The organism is Streptomyces chiangmaiensis (assembly GCF_036281785.1).
Lineage (GTDB): Bacteria > Actinomycetota > Actinomycetes > Streptomycetales > Streptomycetaceae > Streptomyces > Streptomyces chiangmaiensis.
Genome location: NZ_JAYWVC010000162.1, coordinates 1 through 17,908 on the forward strand (window position 1 = coordinate 1; position 17,908 = coordinate 17,908).

Annotated in this window: 13 protein-coding genes and 2 pseudogenes; 6 read left to right on the forward strand and 9 right to left on the reverse strand. The window is 68.7% G+C overall.

Annotation, left to right across the window (positions count from 1 at the left end):
• Window positions 1-130: 130 nt before the first annotated feature.
• Window positions 131-475, forward strand: coding sequence for a hypothetical protein (locus tag VXC91_RS32400; RefSeq protein WP_329510919.1), 345 nt, complete (start codon window positions 131-133; stop codon window positions 473-475).
• Between the two features lie 413 nt (window positions 476-888).
• Here VXC91_RS32400 and VXC91_RS32405 read toward each other — a convergent pair whose 3' ends face one another.
• Together VXC91_RS32405 and VXC91_RS32410 are read right to left on the reverse strand one after the other, a co-directional pair.
• Window positions 889-2,091 (reverse strand): MFS transporter, encoded by a 1,203-nt coding sequence (locus VXC91_RS32405; protein ID WP_329510920.1) that lies wholly within the window; start codon window positions 2,089-2,091, stop codon window positions 889-891.
• Window positions 2,088-2,345: a hypothetical protein gene (locus VXC91_RS32410; protein WP_329510921.1), complete on the reverse strand. Its 258-nt coding sequence runs from the start codon at window positions 2,343-2,345 to the stop codon at window positions 2,088-2,090. Before VXC91_RS32410 ends, VXC91_RS32405 begins: the two co-directional genes overlap by 4 nt.
• A gap of 318 nt (window positions 2,346-2,663) precedes the next feature.
• Here VXC91_RS32410 and VXC91_RS32415 point away from each other — a divergent pair, with 318 nt between their 5' ends.
• Window positions 2,664-5,315, forward strand: a complete 2,652-nt coding sequence (locus tag VXC91_RS32415) for a WD40/YVTN/BNR-like repeat-containing protein (protein ID WP_329510922.1) — start codon at window positions 2,664-2,666, stop codon at window positions 5,313-5,315.
• 260 nt (window positions 5,316-5,575) lie between these two features.
• On the opposite strand, the gene VXC91_RS32420 is transcribed toward VXC91_RS32415, so the two are convergent.
• The gene (locus VXC91_RS32420) at window positions 5,576-5,998 is read right to left on the reverse strand and encodes a YkvA family protein (RefSeq protein WP_329510923.1); all 423 of its coding nucleotides are present in this window, start codon (window positions 5,996-5,998) and stop codon (window positions 5,576-5,578) included.
• 172 nt (window positions 5,999-6,170) lie between these two features.
• Here VXC91_RS32420 and VXC91_RS32425 point away from each other — a divergent pair.
• Window positions 6,171-6,584: pseudogene (locus tag VXC91_RS32425) on the forward strand (undecaprenyl-diphosphate phosphatase); the annotation flags it as partial.
• Between the two features lie 30 nt (window positions 6,585-6,614).
• Window positions 6,615-7,310, forward strand: coding sequence for a Chromate resistance protein ChrB (locus VXC91_RS32430; RefSeq protein ID WP_329510924.1), 696 nt, complete (start codon window positions 6,615-6,617; stop codon window positions 7,308-7,310).
• A gap of 55 nt (window positions 7,311-7,365) precedes the next feature.
• Here VXC91_RS32430 and VXC91_RS32435 read toward each other — a convergent pair whose 3' ends face one another.
• The 4 genes from VXC91_RS32435 to VXC91_RS32450 all read right to left on the reverse strand — a co-directional run bounded on the left by VXC91_RS32435 (window position 7,366) and on the right by VXC91_RS32450 (window position 13,372).
• Window positions 7,366-8,745 carry an MFS transporter gene (locus tag VXC91_RS32435; protein WP_329510925.1) on the reverse strand — a complete coding sequence of 460 codons (1,380 nt, stop codon included), beginning with the start codon at window positions 8,743-8,745 and terminating at the stop codon, window positions 7,366-7,368.
• On the reverse strand, window positions 8,742-9,953 hold the full coding sequence (locus tag VXC91_RS32440; RefSeq protein WP_329510926.1) for a type III PLP-dependent enzyme: 1,212 nt from the start codon (window positions 9,951-9,953) through the stop codon (window positions 8,742-8,744). The genes VXC91_RS32435 and VXC91_RS32440 overlap by 4 nt, the downstream gene beginning before the upstream one ends.
• Window positions 9,950-11,662 (reverse strand): IucA/IucC family protein, encoded by a 1,713-nt coding sequence (locus tag VXC91_RS32445; RefSeq protein WP_329510927.1) that lies wholly within the window; start codon window positions 11,660-11,662, stop codon window positions 9,950-9,952. Before VXC91_RS32445 ends, VXC91_RS32440 begins: the two co-directional genes overlap by 4 nt.
• Before the next feature lie 126 nt (window positions 11,663-11,788).
• Window positions 11,789-13,372: an IucA/IucC family protein gene (locus tag VXC91_RS32450; protein WP_329510928.1), complete on the reverse strand. Its 1,584-nt coding sequence runs from the start codon at window positions 13,370-13,372 to the stop codon at window positions 11,789-11,791.
• Between the two features lie 602 nt (window positions 13,373-13,974).
• On the opposite strand from VXC91_RS32450, the gene VXC91_RS32455 reads away from it, so the two are divergent.
• Together VXC91_RS32455 and VXC91_RS32460 are read left to right on the forward strand one after the other, a co-directional pair.
• Complete coding sequence (locus tag VXC91_RS32455) at window positions 13,975-14,736, forward strand: response regulator transcription factor (protein WP_329510929.1); 762 nt, start codon at window positions 13,975-13,977, stop codon at window positions 14,734-14,736.
• A complete protein-coding gene (locus VXC91_RS32460; RefSeq protein WP_329510930.1) occupies window positions 14,733-16,319 on the forward strand; it encodes a sensor histidine kinase in 1,587 nt (528 codons plus the stop codon). Before VXC91_RS32455 ends, VXC91_RS32460 begins: the two co-directional genes overlap by 4 nt.
• Before the next feature lie 439 nt (window positions 16,320-16,758).
• Here VXC91_RS32460 and VXC91_RS32465 read toward each other — a convergent pair whose 3' ends face one another.
• Window positions 16,759-17,373 carry a hypothetical protein gene (locus VXC91_RS32465; protein WP_329510931.1) on the reverse strand — a complete coding sequence of 205 codons (615 nt, stop codon included), beginning with the start codon at window positions 17,371-17,373 and terminating at the stop codon, window positions 16,759-16,761.
• A pseudogene (locus VXC91_RS32470) lies at window positions 17,370-17,908 on the reverse strand (histidinol-phosphatase); the annotation flags it as partial. The pseudogene VXC91_RS32470 and the gene VXC91_RS32465, both read right to left, overlap by 4 nt.

Sequence of the window (17,908 nt, forward strand, 5' to 3'; positions counted from 1 at the left end):
CACTAGTGTGCCCGTACGTCGTGGCTCATGAGCGACAGCGAGAGCGGCAGCTTCAGCGAGAACGGCGCACTGCGGCAGTACTCGCAACGTTCGGCATTGACTACCCGTACGGACCCCAGGGGCGTGCGGCATGAACCACCTTCGACGCCTCCCGTTCAACGGGCCGGAAGGCAAGCCAGCGTTCATTCCGGTCAACAACCCGGACGGCGCGCTCTCGCGGTTCGCCGACGCTGTCGAGGCTCAACAACTGACCGTAGGCCAAACAATTTTGGCGCTGGTGCGCCCGATGCTTGACGTCGCGCTGACAGCGGATGAGGCGCGCTACATGCTGCGACGTACGGCGGAATGCCTCAGCGACGCGCTAGGCGTGGCGGAGTCGCGCGGCCAACGGCTAGGGCTGTCGGACGAACCTATTTCCGGCACTGCCGCTGACCTACTGAGCAAAGCGCTGAAACAGGCGACGCCTGACGCATAGTCGTAGCGCACAGCAGTACATGACCCAACCATCCCTCAAACACACGAAGCCCCGTATGCGCCCTGCGAGATTCGTAGGCGTCAACGGGGCTTCGTCGCTTCCTGGGGGGGCTCGCAGGGCTACGCAGGCCGCATTCCACTTCTTCGGCCTGCCGCCGCCCGTCCGCGCCGGGCCGGGGCGGCGGCGAACGGCAGCGCGGTGGTGCCGGAGATCAACGGAGGGAGTCGGCAGTCAGCAGCCCAGGATCACCGGACGATCCGGTGCGGTGTGGGATGCCTGGAGCGCCGTCGCGTGGGGCGTGGCCGTGGCCGTGGCGAAGCAGCCGTAGATCGTGCCGGCGGGGAGCAGGCATGTACGGTCCCCGTGTCGGCGGGATGCGGGTCGCCTGGGGAGCCTGACGCTCGTCGGCGCGGTCATCGGGTGGCCTGCCGGGAGCGGCCCAGGACGGGCAACGCGGCCGCCAGGGCGAGTGCGGCGGCGCCGGACACCAGAAGCGGGACGTGCCCGTCGGCGCCCCAGGCGAGTCCGGCCCACAGGCCGGCGACGAGCACAGCGGCGCCGGTGGCGCCCTGGTAGAGGCCCTGGGCTGTGCCCTGTTGGCGATCGGGGACGAGGGTGGAGATCCAGGCCTTGCCGACACCGTCGGTGCAGGCGGCGAATCCCCCGTACAGGGGCAGGACCACAAAGACCAGCCACGGAGTGTGAATGAGGCCAAGGCCGAGGTAGCCGACGGCGAAGAAGAGCAGACCGGCCATGAACACGAGCGGGCGCGGCAGCCGGTCGGAGACGGCTCCAGCGGGGTAGGACAGGGCGGCGTAGGCGAGGTTGTAGACCACGTACGCGCCGAAGACGCCGGCCGTGGACAGGCCCAGATCGTGGGCGCGGAGCAGGAGCAGCGCGTCGGGGAAGTTGACCAGGTTGAAGACGAGCAGCACGGCGAGGACACGCCAGTACGGCCGGGGCAGGGACCGCCACGGAGTCCGTGCTGTCGTCGTCGACGCGCTGCCCTTCCGGCCCGGGTCACGGACAGCTGCGACCAGGGCGACCGAGGCCACGGCCGGGATCACCGCGACCCAGAACAACGGCCGCAGACGGTGGTCGAGGGCCTCGTACAGCGCCAGGCCGGCCAGCGGGCCCACCACGGCACCTGCGGTGTCGGCAGCCCGGTGCAGTCCGAACACCTTGCCGCGCTGCCCGTTGGGAACGCCGTCGACGAGGAGGGCATCGCGGGGTGCGCCCCGCATGCCCTTGCCGAGGCGGTCGACCACTCGCGCCACCAGCACCAGAGGCCACACGGTGGCGAGCGCGATGAGCAGCTTGCCGACCGCGGCCAGCCCGTAGCCGGCGCTGATGAGGGGACGGCGGGCGAAGCGGTCGGAGAGTCTCCCGGCGGCGACCTTGGTGACCGACGCAGCACCTTCGGCCAGGCCCTCGATGGCACCGACCACGGCAGGCGGGGCGCCGAGCACGGTGGTGAGGAAGATCGGCAGGATCGGGTAGAGGAGTTCGCTGGCGGCGTCCTGGAGGAAGGAGACCCCGCACAGCACTTTGACGTTGCGGGTCAGCCACGCGGGGCGTCGTGCTGATGATGATGTCGCAGTGGTGGGCCGATTCACGGGTGCAGGATCTCCAGGAACCGGCCGAGCGCCGAGGTGGCGTCGGCCAAAGCGAGGGCTATCACCGTGACCGGTGACGCGGCAAGCATGGCGGCGCTGTGGCGGCTTTCCGGGCGGGTGCCCTGCAGGGCGCGGACCCGGGCGGTGACCTGGTGACGGGCCGCTGCGGCGAGGGCGAGCCGCCGGGCCAGCGGAGGGCCTGTGGCAGCCAGTACGGCGGGAGCCAGGAGCAGGAGGTAGACAGTCAGGTACACGAACGTCGTTGACGCGACCGACGACACCGCCCTGGTTCACCGCCGCTAGCGCGGCTAAGACACGCCCGGTACTGGCTGGACAGGTAACAGAGAACCGGCCGGCTGCGCTGCAAGTGTGAGGAGTGCTCTCACTCTGAGTCGCGAGACGGCGGACGAGGCCATTTTTGATAATTATTACGTTTGTTAGGCCGTAAAGTTCCTGTAAACGCCTGGGGTTGAAGGAGTGCACAGGGGTACGGTTCCGGCGCTCGGCAGTAGGAGATCAAGTGCGGCCGTAGGGGCGGCCGCGACTTACGCCGAAGAAGCCGGAGACAGTCCATGCGTGTGTATTCCGCACGGCGCAGATCGCGCCGCGGGGCGGAGAGTGGCGGCAGAACGGCACTCGCCGTCGTCGCTGCGGCACTCCTGATAGCGGGGACGGGACCCGTCGCCGCGTACGGGGCGAGCGACACGGACTCCAGCCGCCACAACACGGCGGGCGAGGAGTCACACGAGCTGATGGAGTCCATCGACTCGTTCAACGAGCCGAGGCTCTCGCCCGGCGGCCGGATCGCGCCGGGCGCATACGCCGACGCCTGGGCGCACATCAAGAACATGCCAGTCAAATCCAGCAGTTGGAGCGAGGTCACCACCTCGCCGTACAACGAGGACGCGCTGCACTACCGCGACCACTCGGCCTCCAACTCCGGTGGCGGAGCCGGCCACTCTGCGGGCCGTATCGCCGCCCTGGCCACCGACCCGACACACCAGGGCGTGGTCTACGCCGGCGCCGCCGGCGGCGGCGTGTTCCGCTCCACCGACGACGGAAAGACGTGGACGCCGATCGCCGACCGGCTCCCCGCCCTGTCCGTGGGCGCCCTCGCGGTCGCGCCCGACGGCTCGCTCTGGCTGGCCACCGGCGAGGCGACCACCGCCTCCGACAACTACCTGGGCAGCGGCGTCTACCGCCTCGCGGACCCGGCCACCGGCACCTTCAGCGAGAGCGACAAGGTGGGCGGTACGGAGCTGGACTCCACCTCCATCCACACCGTCACCTTCGACAAGGCAGCCGGAAACGTCTTCGCGGCCACCTCGCACGGTGTCTTCCGCCGTCCGCTGTGGGCCGGCCAGTCCTCCGCTTGGACCAAGGTCCTCGCCCCCTGCGCGGGCGTCGGCATCAGCGGCGTGAGCTGCGGGGTGGACAGTCACTACGCGGACATCGCCAACGACATCGCCGTGCAGCCCGGCAGCGATGGGACCAAGCTGCTGGCCAACGTGGCCTGGCGCAGCGGCGCCGACTACAACGGCTTCTACTACTCCGACGACGCGGGCACGACCTGGAAGCGCGCCAACCCGACCGGTGCGATCAACCCCGCCGAGATCGGCAACGCCGCCTTCGCGTACGCGGCCGACGGCAGCAAGCTGTACGTCTCGATGGAGTCCCCCAAACTCCTCAACAAGTCCTCCGGCTCCGGGGTGTACTCGGTCCTCGCCGGCGTGTACGTCAGCCAGAGCGGCAACGCGAACGGCTCGTTCAAGCAGATCGCCACCTCCTCGTCGCTGTCGACCACCGGCTCCGCGATGAAGGTCCACGAGATCGGCACCGGCTACCAGCCTGGCTCCCAGGCCTGGTACGACCAGGTCATCGCGGTCGACCCGAGCGACCCGAACCACGTCTACCTGGGCCTGGAGGAGATGTTCGAGTCCAGGAACGGCGGCGCCACCTGGACGGCGGTGGGCCGCTACTGGAACTTCGGCATGCCCTGCTTCAGTTACGACCCGGCGCAGAACACCTGTGACGGTGACGTGATGCACTCCGACCAGCACGCCCTCGCCTTCTCGCAGTGGAAGGGCAGCACACCGGAGGTGTTCGTCGGCAACGACGGCGGCGCCTACGCCCGCCCGACCACGCAGATGGCGGCCGGCTGGCGCAACCTCAACGAATCGGGCACCCTGCGCAACCTCCAGTACTACTCGGTGCGCGCGGGGAAGATGACCGACGGCAGCGGTGACGCCGTCTGGGGCGGCCTGCAGGACAACGGCGTCTCACTGCTCGCGCCCAAGGGCGCCACCTACCAGGGACAGCAGCTGAACCCGAACGGTCAAATGGTCTCCCCGTACGGCGGTGACGGCGGCGACCAGCTCGTCAACCCCGACAACGGCTGCCAGACAGTCGGCGAATACGTCGACCTCGCGCTGCAGATCACGAACAACTGCGGCTACACCGCGAGCGACGACGGCTCCGAGGACGTGATCACCGACATCGCACCCGGCGACCCGGGAGCGCGCTTCACCGCCCCGTTCAGCGCGGACGAGACCGACCCGAACGGCCTGTGGGTCGCGGGCGGCCAGTACGTCTGGGGCAACACCAAAACCTGGAAGAGCACCTCAGGAGCCGACTGGACCAAGCTGTACGACCTGGGCGCGGGACACTCCGCTTCGGCGGTCGCCAGCCGCAACCACGTGACGTGGGCGGCCTGGTGCGGCCCCTGCTCCTCGGTCACCGACTCCTTCGGGCGGGGCATCGCCACCAACTACGGCGGCAGCTGGCACCAGGTGAACCTGCCCACTGCCTTCCCGAACCGCTACATCTCCGGTTTGGCCATCGACCCGTCCGACGCGTCCGGCAAGACGGTCTACGCGGTCATCAACGGCTTCTCGCGGCACTGGAACGAGGGCCCCGGCGCGGGCTACGGCCACGTCTGGAAGACGACGGACGGCGGCACGACCTGGACGGACATCAGCGGCGACGCCTCGGCCACGGACTCCTTCCCCGACGCCCCGTCCAACGCGGCGCTGGTCACCAAGGACGGCACCCTCGTAGTCGCCACCGACCTGGGCGTGTTCACCAGCACCTCGCCCGGGCACTGGGCGCGCCTGGGCACGAACCTGCCCACCTCGCCGGCGGTCTACCTGTCGCCGAGCCCGGACGGCAATCAGGTCTACGTGGCCACGCACGGCCGCGGCATCTGGAAGACGCAGACGCCGTAACGCCACACCCAATCCCCCAGCGCTGCCCCCGGCAACGGCCGGGGGCAGCGCCCGGGCCCCCGGACCGATCAAGGTCTGGGGGCCTCAGCCGTCTGGCCGTCTCGCCGCAAGTGCTGTGCAAGTCCGTGAGTTGTTCGTAGCGCCTGGCGCGCACTGGCTGTCCGAACTCGAGCGGGCCGCCACGGCCCTGAGCGCCCTCGAGGCCGCCGCTCTGGCTGGTGAGGACGCGGACGGCCCGGTTGAGAGAGGGCCCGCTCCGGCTACTCATGGGGTGCGTCGGCGGGTAGGCCGGCGAGGCGGCGTACGACGCTGAGGCCGTCGGCGGTGCCGGGCCAGTGCGAGGCGAGGGCATCGGTGCCGGCCTGCCGGATGACGGTGCGCAGGACCAGGGCGACGGCGATGGCGTCGTCGGCGTAGCCGAGAACGGGGATGAAGTCGGGGACCAGGTCGATGGGCAGGGCCAGGTAGCCGACCAGGAGCCACAGCAGCCAGCGGGTACGGCGCGGCAACGACCTGTCGCGAGCGAGCCGGGAGATCAGGCGCAGCAGGTCCGGCAGGAGGCGAACTGCCTCAGTCAGCAGGTTGCCCTTGGGGCGGGCGAGCGCGAGGGCTCCGAGTAGGAGCAGCCAGCACACCAGCAGGCCGGCGGCGATGCCGATCACGATCTGCCATACGTCACTCACTGCCCACTCCTGCGTGTCGTGGCTTGATCAGGCTCGTACGAGTCCTTCCTGGACCATGTTACGGGTGTAACATCCGCATCGGCTGCGGGGTCGTCCCCCCGCTCCTCGGCCCCGCAGCCGCCAGCAGATGATCGGGCCGGAGCTAGACCCTACATGCTGTAGGGTTCCCGCCATGAGCTGGATCCACGCCGTCGTTCTCGGCTTGCTGCAGGGGCTGACCGAGTTCCTGCCCGTCTCCTCCAGCGCGCACCTGCGGGTGTTCTCCTCGCTGGCCGGCTGGCAGGACCCGGGCGCGGCCTTCACGGCCGTGACCCAGCTGGGCACGGAGAGCGCCGTGCTGATCTACTTCCGACGCGATATCGTCAACATCATCGGCACCTGGAGCCGTTCCCTGGTGCGGCCCGAACTGCGCAAGTCCTCGGATGCGCGGATGGGCTGGTTCGTGATCGCCGGCACCCTGCCGATCGGCGTGCTGGGCATGGCCTTCCAGGACATCATCGAGACCTCGCTACGGGACCTGCGCATCGTGGGCACCACGCTGATCGTGTTCGGGCTGATCCTGGCGATCGCCGACCGCACCCGGGCCGTGCAATCCTGCAAACCGTAAGGTGAACACATGCCTGCACGGACCACGGACGCGGCCGGGCGCGAGAGCACCTGCGGCTACCCCGCCCGGGCGGCATGTACTCAGAGCCGCTACGGTCGCGCTGTGGTGAGCGAAGTGGATACGCGATGGCTGTTGGTGTCGGTGACGACGGCCGGGGCGGCGCCGTCCTTGCGGATGCAAGTGTGGCGGAAGCTGAAGGGGCTGGGGGCGCTGTATCTGCAGCAGTCCGTGTGTCTGCTGCCCGACCGGCCTGCTCTGGGCGCTGCCTTGACCGAACTGCGGGAGCGTGTGCGTACGGACGGAGGGCGGATGCGCGTCGTGCACGTCGAGATCGCCGACGAGAGCGAGAGCAGGGAACTCGCCGAGGAGATGACCGCTGCCATCGACGAGGAGTACGCGGAGGTGCTCGAGCGGATTCCGTCGTTCTTCGCCGAGTTGGAGATGGAATCCGGGCGCGATCGTGCCATCTTCGCGGAGGTGGAGGAGTCGGAAGCCGACCTGGAGCGGTTCCGTTCCTGGGCGGCGAAGATCGAGGCTCGGGACTACTTCGGCGCGCCGCGGGGCAAACAAGTGCGCGCCGAACTGGGGCGAGCGGCGGCGGCGTTGGCCGTGTTCGAGTCGGCGGCACTGGAGGGCGAGGACGCAAAGGGTTCGCCGTCGCCCCGAGACCGCTGGTCAGAATCCGGTAAGGAGCAGCAGCCCTGAGACGACGAGACCGGGTTCCACCAGGCGCATACTGCCGCTGGCGCCCGCACATGCGTCAGAGATCGGCCGGCCGGTCCCTTACCGGTTGAGCCGACGCTGGGGTGCCGGGGTCGTTGGTGAGAGGTGAACTGGTCACGGAGGCAAGTCCCGTGAACCGAGTGAGCTGTCGGATTCGCCCTGTGATCAAGACGGAGAGAGCGAGCGCAGAGGACGCGGAGACGACGCCGCCGAGGACCAGGCTGGATCGAGCTCCGAGGGCGTCCGACACCAGGCCGACCAGCGGGGCGCCGACGGGGGTGCCGCCGAGGAGAACGAGGAAGTAGACGGACATGACGCGGCCGCGCAGGTGTGGGTCGGAATGAAGCTGGGTCAGCGCGTTGGCCGTGCTGGTCACGATCACCGCGGCGAAACCGGTTGGGACCAGCAGGACCATGAACGTGCCGTAGCCCGGCATCAGACCCAACGCGGTCTCCATCCCCCCGAAGACGACCGAGGTAGTGACCAGACGTCGTGCGGTGGGGGGCTTCCCGCGGCTCGCCCCGTGGATCGCGCCGATGAGGCTGCCCAAGGCGTATGCGGCGGAGAGGTAACCGAAGGCGGCGGCGCCCGAGTGGAAGACCGTGATGGCCACGAGCGAGATGGTCACCTGGAAGTTGAGGCCGAAGGTGCCGACGAAACCGATGACACAGATCGGCAGGAGCAGTTCTGGGGTAGAGGCGATGTCGCGGAAGGCGTCACGCAGCCGAGTATGACCCGGTAGGGGCTGACTGTGGTCACCTGGCTCGTCGCTACGGATGGTGATCAGACCGTAGAGGACAGCCAGGTACGAGGCGGCGTTCACGAGGAATACGGGGCCCGTGCCGAAGATGGCGACGGTCAGGCCCGCTGTGGCGGGGCCGAGGATGCGGGCCACGTTGAACTGGGCGGAGTTCAGGGTGACCGCTGTGGCCACGCGTTCACGGGCGACCAGTTCGGAGATGTACGCGTGGCGGGCGGGACTGTCCAGAGCGGTGGCGGTGCCGAGGGCGAATGCCAGCGCGTACACGGACAGCAGGTTCACCGCCCCGGTGACGGTCAGCAATCCGAGAAGAAGCGACTGCACTCCCATGGCTGCCTGCGTGAGGAGCAGAAGCCGCCGTTTGGGGAACCGGTCGGCGAGGATGCCTCCGGTCAGACCGAACAGGGTTTGAGGCAGGAACTGCAGTGCGGTCACGATGCCGACCGCACTGCCGCTGTTGCCGGTGATATGGAGGACGAGCAGGTCCTGGGCGGCACGCTGCATCCACGTGCCGATGTTGGAGGTCAGCTGCCCGAGCAAGTAGCGTCGGAAGTTCCGGACGGCGAGTGTGGCGCGCACCGCGTTCGGGACCCTCCTCTTGGGACGGCTCGGGTCGCCGGTCGTACGACGCGCGGGCATGCGGGGGTGGGCGCTCATGACATCTGATGGGCGTACGTGCCCGGGACGGACACCTCCACATCGTCGACGTGATGGAAGGTCGGGTGGGGGTGCATGAGGAACTCGTGGTGGGAGATGTTCCACGCATAGGCGCCGGCCATGGCAAAGGCGACCCGGTCGCCGACGCGTAGCCGCTTGACCATGACCCGTCGTGCCAGGACGTCCTTGGGCGTGCACAGCTGTCCGACCAGGGTCACCGGCACGTTATGGGCCCCTGGGCGGCCCCAGGGCCGGAGCCAGACGTCGTCGGGGATCACCTCGAAGGGCTGGTCGTGCTGTTTCGCTGCCGGGGTGCGCAGATGGTGGGTGCCTCCGCGCAGCACGGCGAAGGCCTGCCCGCGGCTGACCTTGATGTCCAGGACCTGGGTGATGTACCAGCCGCAGTAGGCGGTGACCGATCGGCCGGGTTCGATCCGCAGCGTGATGTGAGGGTGGCGGGCCAGGATCGGGCGGAGTCCGGCGCCGAAGGCCGGCCAGTCGAACATCCTGTGGGGACGCGCGTAGTCGACGCCCATCCCCCCTCCGATGTTGACCTCCGCCAGGTCGATTCCGCGTTCGTGAGCCCAGTCTTCGGCCCAGGTCAGGATCTCGTCGACAAGGGCCAGTTGGGCTGGGGCCGTAAGGCCGCTGGCCAGGTGGAGGTGGAGGCCGCGCAGGCGGACGCGCGGTTCAGCGGCGATCACTGCCAAACAGCCGTCCAACTGGGCGGTATCCATACCGAAGGGTGTGGGCTGCCCGCCCATGGCGAGTGCGACCTGGCCGAGGTCGACAGGCAGATTGACACGTAGCAGGGCGTCGACGATCCGGTCGCCCACCAGCGTGGTGACGAGACGCAGTTCGTGTTCGCTCTCGATGTGCAGGCGCTCCACTCCGGCGTCGAGTGCGTGGGTCAGCTCTGTCTGCGTCTTGCCGGGGCCTCCGAAAGCGATCGGGGCATCGGGAGTGAGCCCGCGGACGTGGCTCAGTTCACCGCCGGAGGCCACCTCGAATCCGTCGACGTGCCCGGCCAATGTCCGCAGGATCCGGGGATCGGAGTTGGCCTTGGCCGCGTACAGCAGCTCGACACGTTCCGGCAGTGCGGCCCGAATTGCGTGAACGTGCTCGCGCAGGCCCGGCAGGTCGTAGACGTAGGCGGGCAGGTCGTCGTCGGTGATCCTGGCGACAAGGTCGAGCAGTGCGGACCTCACCGGATCACCTCGCGGGGAAAGTCCCCACCGAGCGGGCTGGGCAGGGGGACGTACATGGCGTGCCGGTCGGCCTTGCGGGCCCAGCGGAGGAGGAGGTTGGCCTTGGCGGGCAGCGGTACACCGGACAACAGGGCGCGCAGGCGTGGCGGTTCGGAGGCGCTGCGGGCGTAGGCGCCGAGGTGGTCGCGGACCAGGCCCCAGAGAGCAGGTTCCAGAGCCGGCTCGATGTCGGCCAGCGCCCCGAGCAGTTCGGCGATGTGATTGACCAGGAGGCAGTACGCGACTCGGTTCCAGCCGCGTTCGGGATCGTAGGTGAGGGGCCCCCGGACGTCGTCCGGCAGGTCGCTGAGGGTGCGCTGGTGATGCTCGGGCAGCAGCTTGGTGCCCTCCAGGTCACGGAAGAACATCTGCGCTGGGGTGCCGTCGGCGTTCACACCGACGACGACGTTCTGCAGGTGGGGTTCCAGCACAACGCCGTGTTCGAAGTAGGCGGCCAGCACCGGTGGCAGCAGCAGTCGCAAGTACGCGTCCCACCAGGCCAGGACGTCCCCGTCGCCACGGGCGAGCAGATGGGAGACGTGGGCTGTACTTGTCGGGTACTCGTCCGCCACCGCGGCGGCGAGCAGGGGTGTCACCCCAGGACGCAGGTGGCGGCGCAGGCCAGAGCGGACGATGACGCCAAGGCCCTCCAACAGGGCAGTGTCGCCGGCGGTGTCGAGTGTGCGGTAGCCGGGCTCGGCGAGGAGCGCGCATCCCGGGAAGCGGTCGGCGAGTTCGGCGAAGAGGGGCTGGAGTAGCCGGTTGAGGGCGACGCCGCCAGACAGTTCATAACTGGCGTGCTTGCGGACGCAGTTGGTGAGGCGCACGTTCAGGCTGAACTTCAAAAAGGTGTCGGTGTCGGGGTGGTACAGCGTGCGTACCGATGCGGTCGGCACCATCACCGGTCCGCTCACTCCGGTGTCGACGACATCCCCGGCAGCCACCGCCTCACGCAGCCGGTCGTGATCTTGCAGCAACCGGTACTGCCAGGGATGCACCGGCAGTATCGCGAACCCCGGATCAGTCGTCCGATGCAGCGCGTCCATCTCGTGCAGCTCGCCCTCCTCACGCACGAGCTGGCGGCGCACTGCCAAGTAGCGCAGGCGGAAGCGTGCACCGGTCTCCGGGCCGTACGCCAGCCAGTCCACCGGGTCGCCTGTACGGGCCTTTGGAGTGGGGTGGAAGCGATGGCCGAACACCAGGGACTGCTCCGACGCCACGTACGGGTCCGCATGCGGCGAGGCGTTGTTCCGCTCTTCCAGCGCGGTGCGGATCGTTTCGCGGCTGTCCGCCACTTGGCTCAGGAACTCTTCGTTGGCGATACCCGTGCGCAGTTCCAGTTCGTCCTGGATGTAATTGGCGAGCTCTCTCCAGCCAACGGTCACCCAGGCTTCGTTGTTGAGCCGCTGCACCGGACCCTGGAAGCGATGTGCTCCGATCAGCGAGACCCGGCGCAGCCGGGAACGCAGCACAAGGCCCCGGCGCGGCAGGCGCAGCAGGAGATGGTCGTCGTCAACCGTCACCTGATGCTCGGGGGCGGACACCTCGCGGATCAGGCAGTTGAGCAGCGTGTGGGCGGTGACGGCGTCGGCTGTCCGTATCGGTTCGGCGACCGGCGCAGTGGCGATGGCGGTGGCGATGCAGGTGTTGGGGGCAGTGCTGGTGGTCATACGGTCCCTCCAGTGGGACAGCGGTCAGTTTCGGGCTTCGGGGGCCACTGCCGGTGAAGCGAGGCTTGGCCGGCTCGGGAGTACCCGGTCGGCAGCCTGTGATGGACGTGCGCAACGGCACGACGTTCAACGGCACAGCGCCAAGGGGTTGGGGACCGACGTCCATTGCGCCTTGCCCGGGTTCTCGGAGAGGCGCATGGCGATGGTCGCCTTCAGCGGCATCGTGTCGCCGAAGAACGCCGCCGCGTCCTCCTGGTTCGGCAGGCTGGCATACACCCGGCGGCCGACCTCGGCCACCGTGCCCCACAACGCTTGGGGATCAGCTGCCTGTGTCCGCGTGAGGACGTCGACCAGCTCGCTGAAGACACCGCTGATCAGGCCACCGAACAGTTTGGTGTGTAGTGCGTCCACGTCGTCGCCCGCGCGTGTGCCGAGCAGCGGCGGCAGCGTGAAACCGCACCGAGCCAGGCGGCGTGGGCTGACTCGTACGCCGTCCAGATCCCGGTACAGCACCCGGACCGGCCGCCCGTCTCGCAGCACGACCAGGGTGTTCTGGCCGTGAGCCTCCAGTGCCACACCCATGGACAGCAGCGTCAAAGCGGGCGGCAGAATGAGCCCGGCGAAGTCCGCCAGCCAGCTCACCGGATCTCCCGACATCACGGTGGCTCCTGTCGCGTGGACGGCAGTGAGCGGAACCGCGATCTCCCCGGCGTCGAGGTGGCACTCGGTCGACTCCCGGATCATTGCCGCCAGGCTCGCGGAGGGCGCTCCGTCCACGCACACCGCGCCCCCGCCCAGCTCACGCAGGATTCCAAGGATGCCGCCGTACCCGGCCTTGTCGATGACGGCCGAGACCAGATCGGACAGAGGGGGCCCGTCGGCGACCTCGGCTGGGGAAATGGTGCGCCGATAATTGGTGACCTGCACATCGAGCGCCGTCTTGACGTGGCAGCCCGGCAAGACGCCGAGCGGAGCCAGGGTACGCAACGACAGCAACGGCCGGGCCGGGATCGTCTCCTCCACGACGGCCAGGTCGAGGTGGTGCGCGAGCACGTGGTCCCGCTGCCAGGGATGCAGCGGTACCAGGATCGTGTCGCCCTCACGCAGCACCTGCGGCCACGCGCCGGCGCTCTGCCAGCGATCGGCCGGGACAGGGAGCAGGGCCAAGTGGACCACTGGGTGGTGCTCGGGAGCGTAGGCGAGCACATCGGTCACCGACATGCCTGTACGTGTCCGGCAGCACGGATGCTGCGGGTGACCGTCGACCACCGCCTGCTCGGCATCTGCCGAGTCGTTCGGTGGGGTCGTTCCGCCGGCGTTCGCGGCTCGAGCCAGGGCCAGGTTGACCACACTGTTGTCGAGCTCGGCCGCCAGTCGCTCCGCCGCGGGAGTACGCAGGCCCAGCTCCGCCAGGAGCTCAGCCGGCCCGCTGATCGATCCCTCGGTCCCGGACACGGTGAAGTCTTCGGGCACCTCAGCGAACGGCCGGGCGCAGGACTGGGCCGCCGAGAGTGAGCCACCCCGTTGCAGATCGACCACCAGAGTGTCGGGCTCCCGGCGACGTCCGATCACACCGGGAAGGGGTTCTCGGGAGAAGGCGCCCCACAGGCGGCCCAACACGGTGGCTCGAGCTCCCGGTAGCGCGGCCCTGAACGGCTCCACCAGGTCCGGGCGCGTGCGGCGAAGTTCATCAACGGGCGTCTGGGACATGGTCACCGTCCCGATCCGGAGAGGAATGGCAGTTGCACGAGGGTGCTGAGGATGGGCATGGAGAATTCCTGGTGCTTGTGGGGGGACGTCTGTGGCGCGGTGCTGCAGTGGCTCCGGCTGTACAACAGACGCTACGGGACGACGGTTAAGCGAATTGCCAGGGAAAATGCAGCGGGCATTCCGAAAACCATCAAAGAAGCGTGTTGCCTTCCTTGTCTCCAGCTGATTTCGCTGCGGATACTCTGGCCCACGCGGCATGACCTTGGATCAGTTTTCGACCGTGACCTGGGCGGATGAAGGCAGACCGGGAGCTTCAACTCGCCGTCTTCGGACAAAACTTGTTTGCAATCGGGACGATCTCGGGGAACTGCTGGATCCAGTCGGCGTTCGAGGGCTTAACTCTCTCCTTACTGCACACTGTCGACGTGCTGGATGTTGTCATCGCGCTCCGTCCATCGGTTACGCCATTCGTGATGAGTCCATTCGGCTGCGAAAGGCCCGCAGTCCGGCACCGTCGTGCGAATGGCAAAAGGATCACCGGCTCGGGGGAGGTTCCGGCGTTTGCGCCATACGCTTCGGCCGAAGTCTGTGAGTCTTTCGGTATGCGTGTCTTGCTGATCGAGGACGACGACCGGGTAGCCGGACCGTTGATGGAGGGGCTGCGCCGTTTCGGGTTCACCGTGGAACACGCCAGAAGGGGGGCCGACGGCCTCGCCGCGCCGGAGGCGGCGATGGTGTTGTTGGACCTGGGGCTGCCCGACATGGACGGCATCGACGTCTGCCGTGCAATCCGATCCCGCTCGTCGGTGCCGATCATCATGATCACGGCTAGAGATGACGAGGTAGACCGGGTGCTCGGTCTTGAGTTGGGCGCGGACGACTATGTTTCGAAGCCGTTCGGCGTGCGGGAGCTTGTCGCCCGGATGCGTGCCGTCACCCGCCGCGCCCGGCCCGTGGTGCTGGACACGAGCCGTGAGGAGCCGGAGCCCTCGGATGACCTGGCACAACCTGGGACGCCCGACGTCCAGCGGATCGGCCCGCTGACCATCGACCGTCGGACCCGTCAGGTACACCTGCACCAGTCGCCGGTCGCCCTGGCCCCCAAGGAGTTCGACCTGCTCACCTGCCTTGCGGAGGACCCCGGAGCCGTCTGCTCCCGCCGACGGATTCTGGACACGGCATGGGAACCGAACTACTTCGGCCCCACCAAGACCCTGGACGTCCACATCGCCGCGCTGCGCCGCAAACTCGGTGACTCCTCCTGGATCGAGAACATCCGCGGAATCGGCTTCCGCCTGGTCCCTCCGGCACACGTCGACGCCGCATCCGCAGCAGTCTCGGCGCGCGGCGGAGGCCTCCGGTGACGCGTCGCCTCCTGCTCAGCCATCTGAGCCTCATGCTGCTCGTCCTACTCGTGCTCGAAGTGCCGTTCGGCATCTTCTACGCCCGCAGCGAGCTGTCCCGCTTCTCCCATGCAGCACAGCAGGCGGCGATGACACTCGCCGAGGTCTGCGAAGACAAGATGGAACGCGGGCTGGGCGCCGACCTCCCCGAATTGGCTCGTGCTTACGGGCGGCGAACCGGCAGCCGCGTGCTCGTCACCGGCCACAAGGGCATTGTCCTCACCGACACCGCCCTGGCTCTGATCGGCAAGGACGTGTCCGCCGAGCCGGACGTCTCCACCGCACTGCGCGATCACCCCGCCGTCGGTACACGGAGCGACCCGTCCACAGGCGGCGAGGTCCTCTTCGTCACCGTCCCGGGCGGCTCCGACGCCCCCGTCCCCTGTGTGGTGCGGACCGTGTATGGGCTGGGTCCGCTCGAGGCAAAGGTCCATGCCGTCTGGCTGGGTCTCGGCGTCGTCGGGCTGGGGGTTCTGGCCGCAGTTTCCCTGATCGGCTTCGCTCTCGCCCGCTCGATCACCCGCCCCGTCCGGGCCCTGGAACGCGCAACCGCACAACTCGCCGAAGGCCGGCTCATCGACCCCCCTGCCACCGATCGCGGGCCGCCGGAACTACGTCGCCTGGCTGCGTCGTTCACGAGGACCGCGACCCGGCTTCAGCACTTGCTCCAGGCTCAGCAGGCGTTTGCCTCCGAGGTGTCGCACCAGCTGAAGACTCCCCTGACCTCACTACGCCTGCGCCTGGAGAATTTCGAGCCGCACCTCGCCGCCTGCGCCCAGGACAGCCTCGACAAGGCACTCGGAGAAATGGAGCGGCTCAGTCGTATGGTGCAGGGGCTGCTCGCGCTGGCCAGGTTGGAGAACTCCGCGATCAGGCCGGAGGCGGTCGATCTCGACGCCGTCGTCGCCGATCGCGCGGCCATCTGGACAGCCTTCGCCGATGAACAACACGTCGACATCATCGTCTCGGGAGCCACATCCATTCGGGTGTGGGCAGTCCCGGGAGCACTGGAGCAGATCATCGACAACCTGCTCTCCAACGCGCTGCGCGTTTCGACGCCGGGAACTGCCATCACGCTGGCAACCGTCACCGCCCGGAGGGAAGGCGGCCGTACCCTGCCCGTCGCCGAGTTGCATGTGATCGACCAAGGACCCGGCATGACCGAGGCCGAGCGTCAGAGAGCCTTCGACCGGTTCTGGCGGGCCCCTGATGCCGACCACGACGGCACGGGCCTTGGTCTGCCGATGGTCCAGCAACTCACCCGAGCCAGCGGTGGTGAGGTCACTCTGGAGGCACCCCCCGGCGGTGGGCTCGACGCCGTGGTCCGCCTCCGGCGTGCCGAGAGTCGCACTCACCGAGAACGCCCGGGCACCTCTGCGGACGTTGGCTTTGCACTCCACCGCACCACCCACAGCAGCGCGGTGTCAATACGGGGATGGCGTAAACAGCCCGACCAGAGCGGTGAACTCGGCAGGGCAGCACACCTTCCCCGAACCTGGCCGCCGCCGAAACCAGCGAGAGATGGAACGCAGCGGCCGAAGTGACCCAGAAGGGTGATGGCCCGCGGGCCTTACCCCTGGGGTGTTGCGGCCGTCAGCCGTGCCAGTCGGCGTACGACACCGAGTCCGTCGGAGGCGTCGGGCCAGTGACGGTCGAGGGTGTCGGTGTCGCCTGCCGGATGACGGTCCGCAGCACGAGCGCGACGGCGATGGCGTCATCCGCATAGTCGAGGACCGGGATGAGGTCGGGGTGCCGCTGCCGACGGCCGCACCTCGAGCAAGGCGAAACGCGAGGTCATCGTGCCCTTGCTGCCTTCGCGCCAGGTGACCTCTGCGAACCGGGTGCCGAGGACGCCCAGCAGGAGTTCCAGCGGGCATGGCAGCACGCCCAGATGTACGACTGACGGCGCGGCTCGGTCAGAGCCTGGCTGTCACCGAGCCGACCCGGACTGAGGACCTGACTGCGGGACAGCGGACACCGCCGTCAGACGTGGTCGGCGCAGCAGGGGGTCGGGTTCGGTACCTCGAAGGGCGCGAGGGCGCCACCGGCAGCCGGGACCAGGGCGAGGGTGAGCCGTCCGTCCTGCCACTCTGGCCGGACGTGATCGCGGGTAAGCACCGGTGTGGCGGGGTCGGGTCCGTCGCCGTCCGCCGGGGGTGCGCCGACCACAGTGATGCGGTCGATGGCGGTCAGGGCAAGTACGTCGGCCACGGTGACGGTGCCGGTGAGGCGCTCCACGCCGGAGTACACCACGGCTCGTCCGCCTGTCCTGTGCTCATGCTCCGTCGCGGCCGTGCGGGCCGCCCCCTGCGCGCCGTACCCACGCTCGCCCAGGACCACGCCCACGTACGGCTCCTCCAGCCCGGTCAGTCGCCGCCATGCCGCTTCGGCCGCTTCGGCGTTGGGCAGGGCCAGGGAGACGGCCGTGCCCCTGCGCTCGGCGGTGCGGATCAGGTGGGTGCAGGCGATCGTGCCCGGTGGGAGGTCGAGCCGGTCCACCAGGTCGTGGATCAGGTGGTCGGCCTGGCGCAGTGTCGCCGTACCGGCGTCCACCCCGAGGACGGGGTGGACGCCGGACGCGTTGTGCAGTGTCGTCATGCGGGCAGGACCCACATGGGGTTGGAGTAGAACCACAGGTCCTTCCAGGGGTCGGCGTCGCCCAGGACGTCCATGGCGGGGCCGACCGGATCGACGGCGGCGCCGTTCAAGCCGACGGCGGTGCGGTTGCCGTCGGTGCCCCTCAGCCGGACGTAGACCGGCTTGTCCAGGCGGCCGAGGGAGTACGTCAGGCGCACCGACCCGGTGGACTTGTTCACCTCGAAGGACTTGACGACCTTGGTGTCCGGCGTGACGAAGGCGTCCTTGTCACCGCTCGGACCGGTGACGTCGCCCTGGATCACGTCGACTCGGGCCAGCGTCGGCACGAACTGAGACCAGTTCGGGCCGTTGGCGAGGCTGATCTCGACAACCAGGTCGACCTGGCTGCCACGGCGCACCTGGAGCACACCGCCGAGCGTCACCGCCCGGCCGTCCGAGCGCAGCTGGGCGTCGAGGCCGCTGATGAGTCCGCCGTGGTCGACCCAGACCCGGCCGGCACGGATACCGTCCATGACAGCCTCGTAGGAGAAGGAGG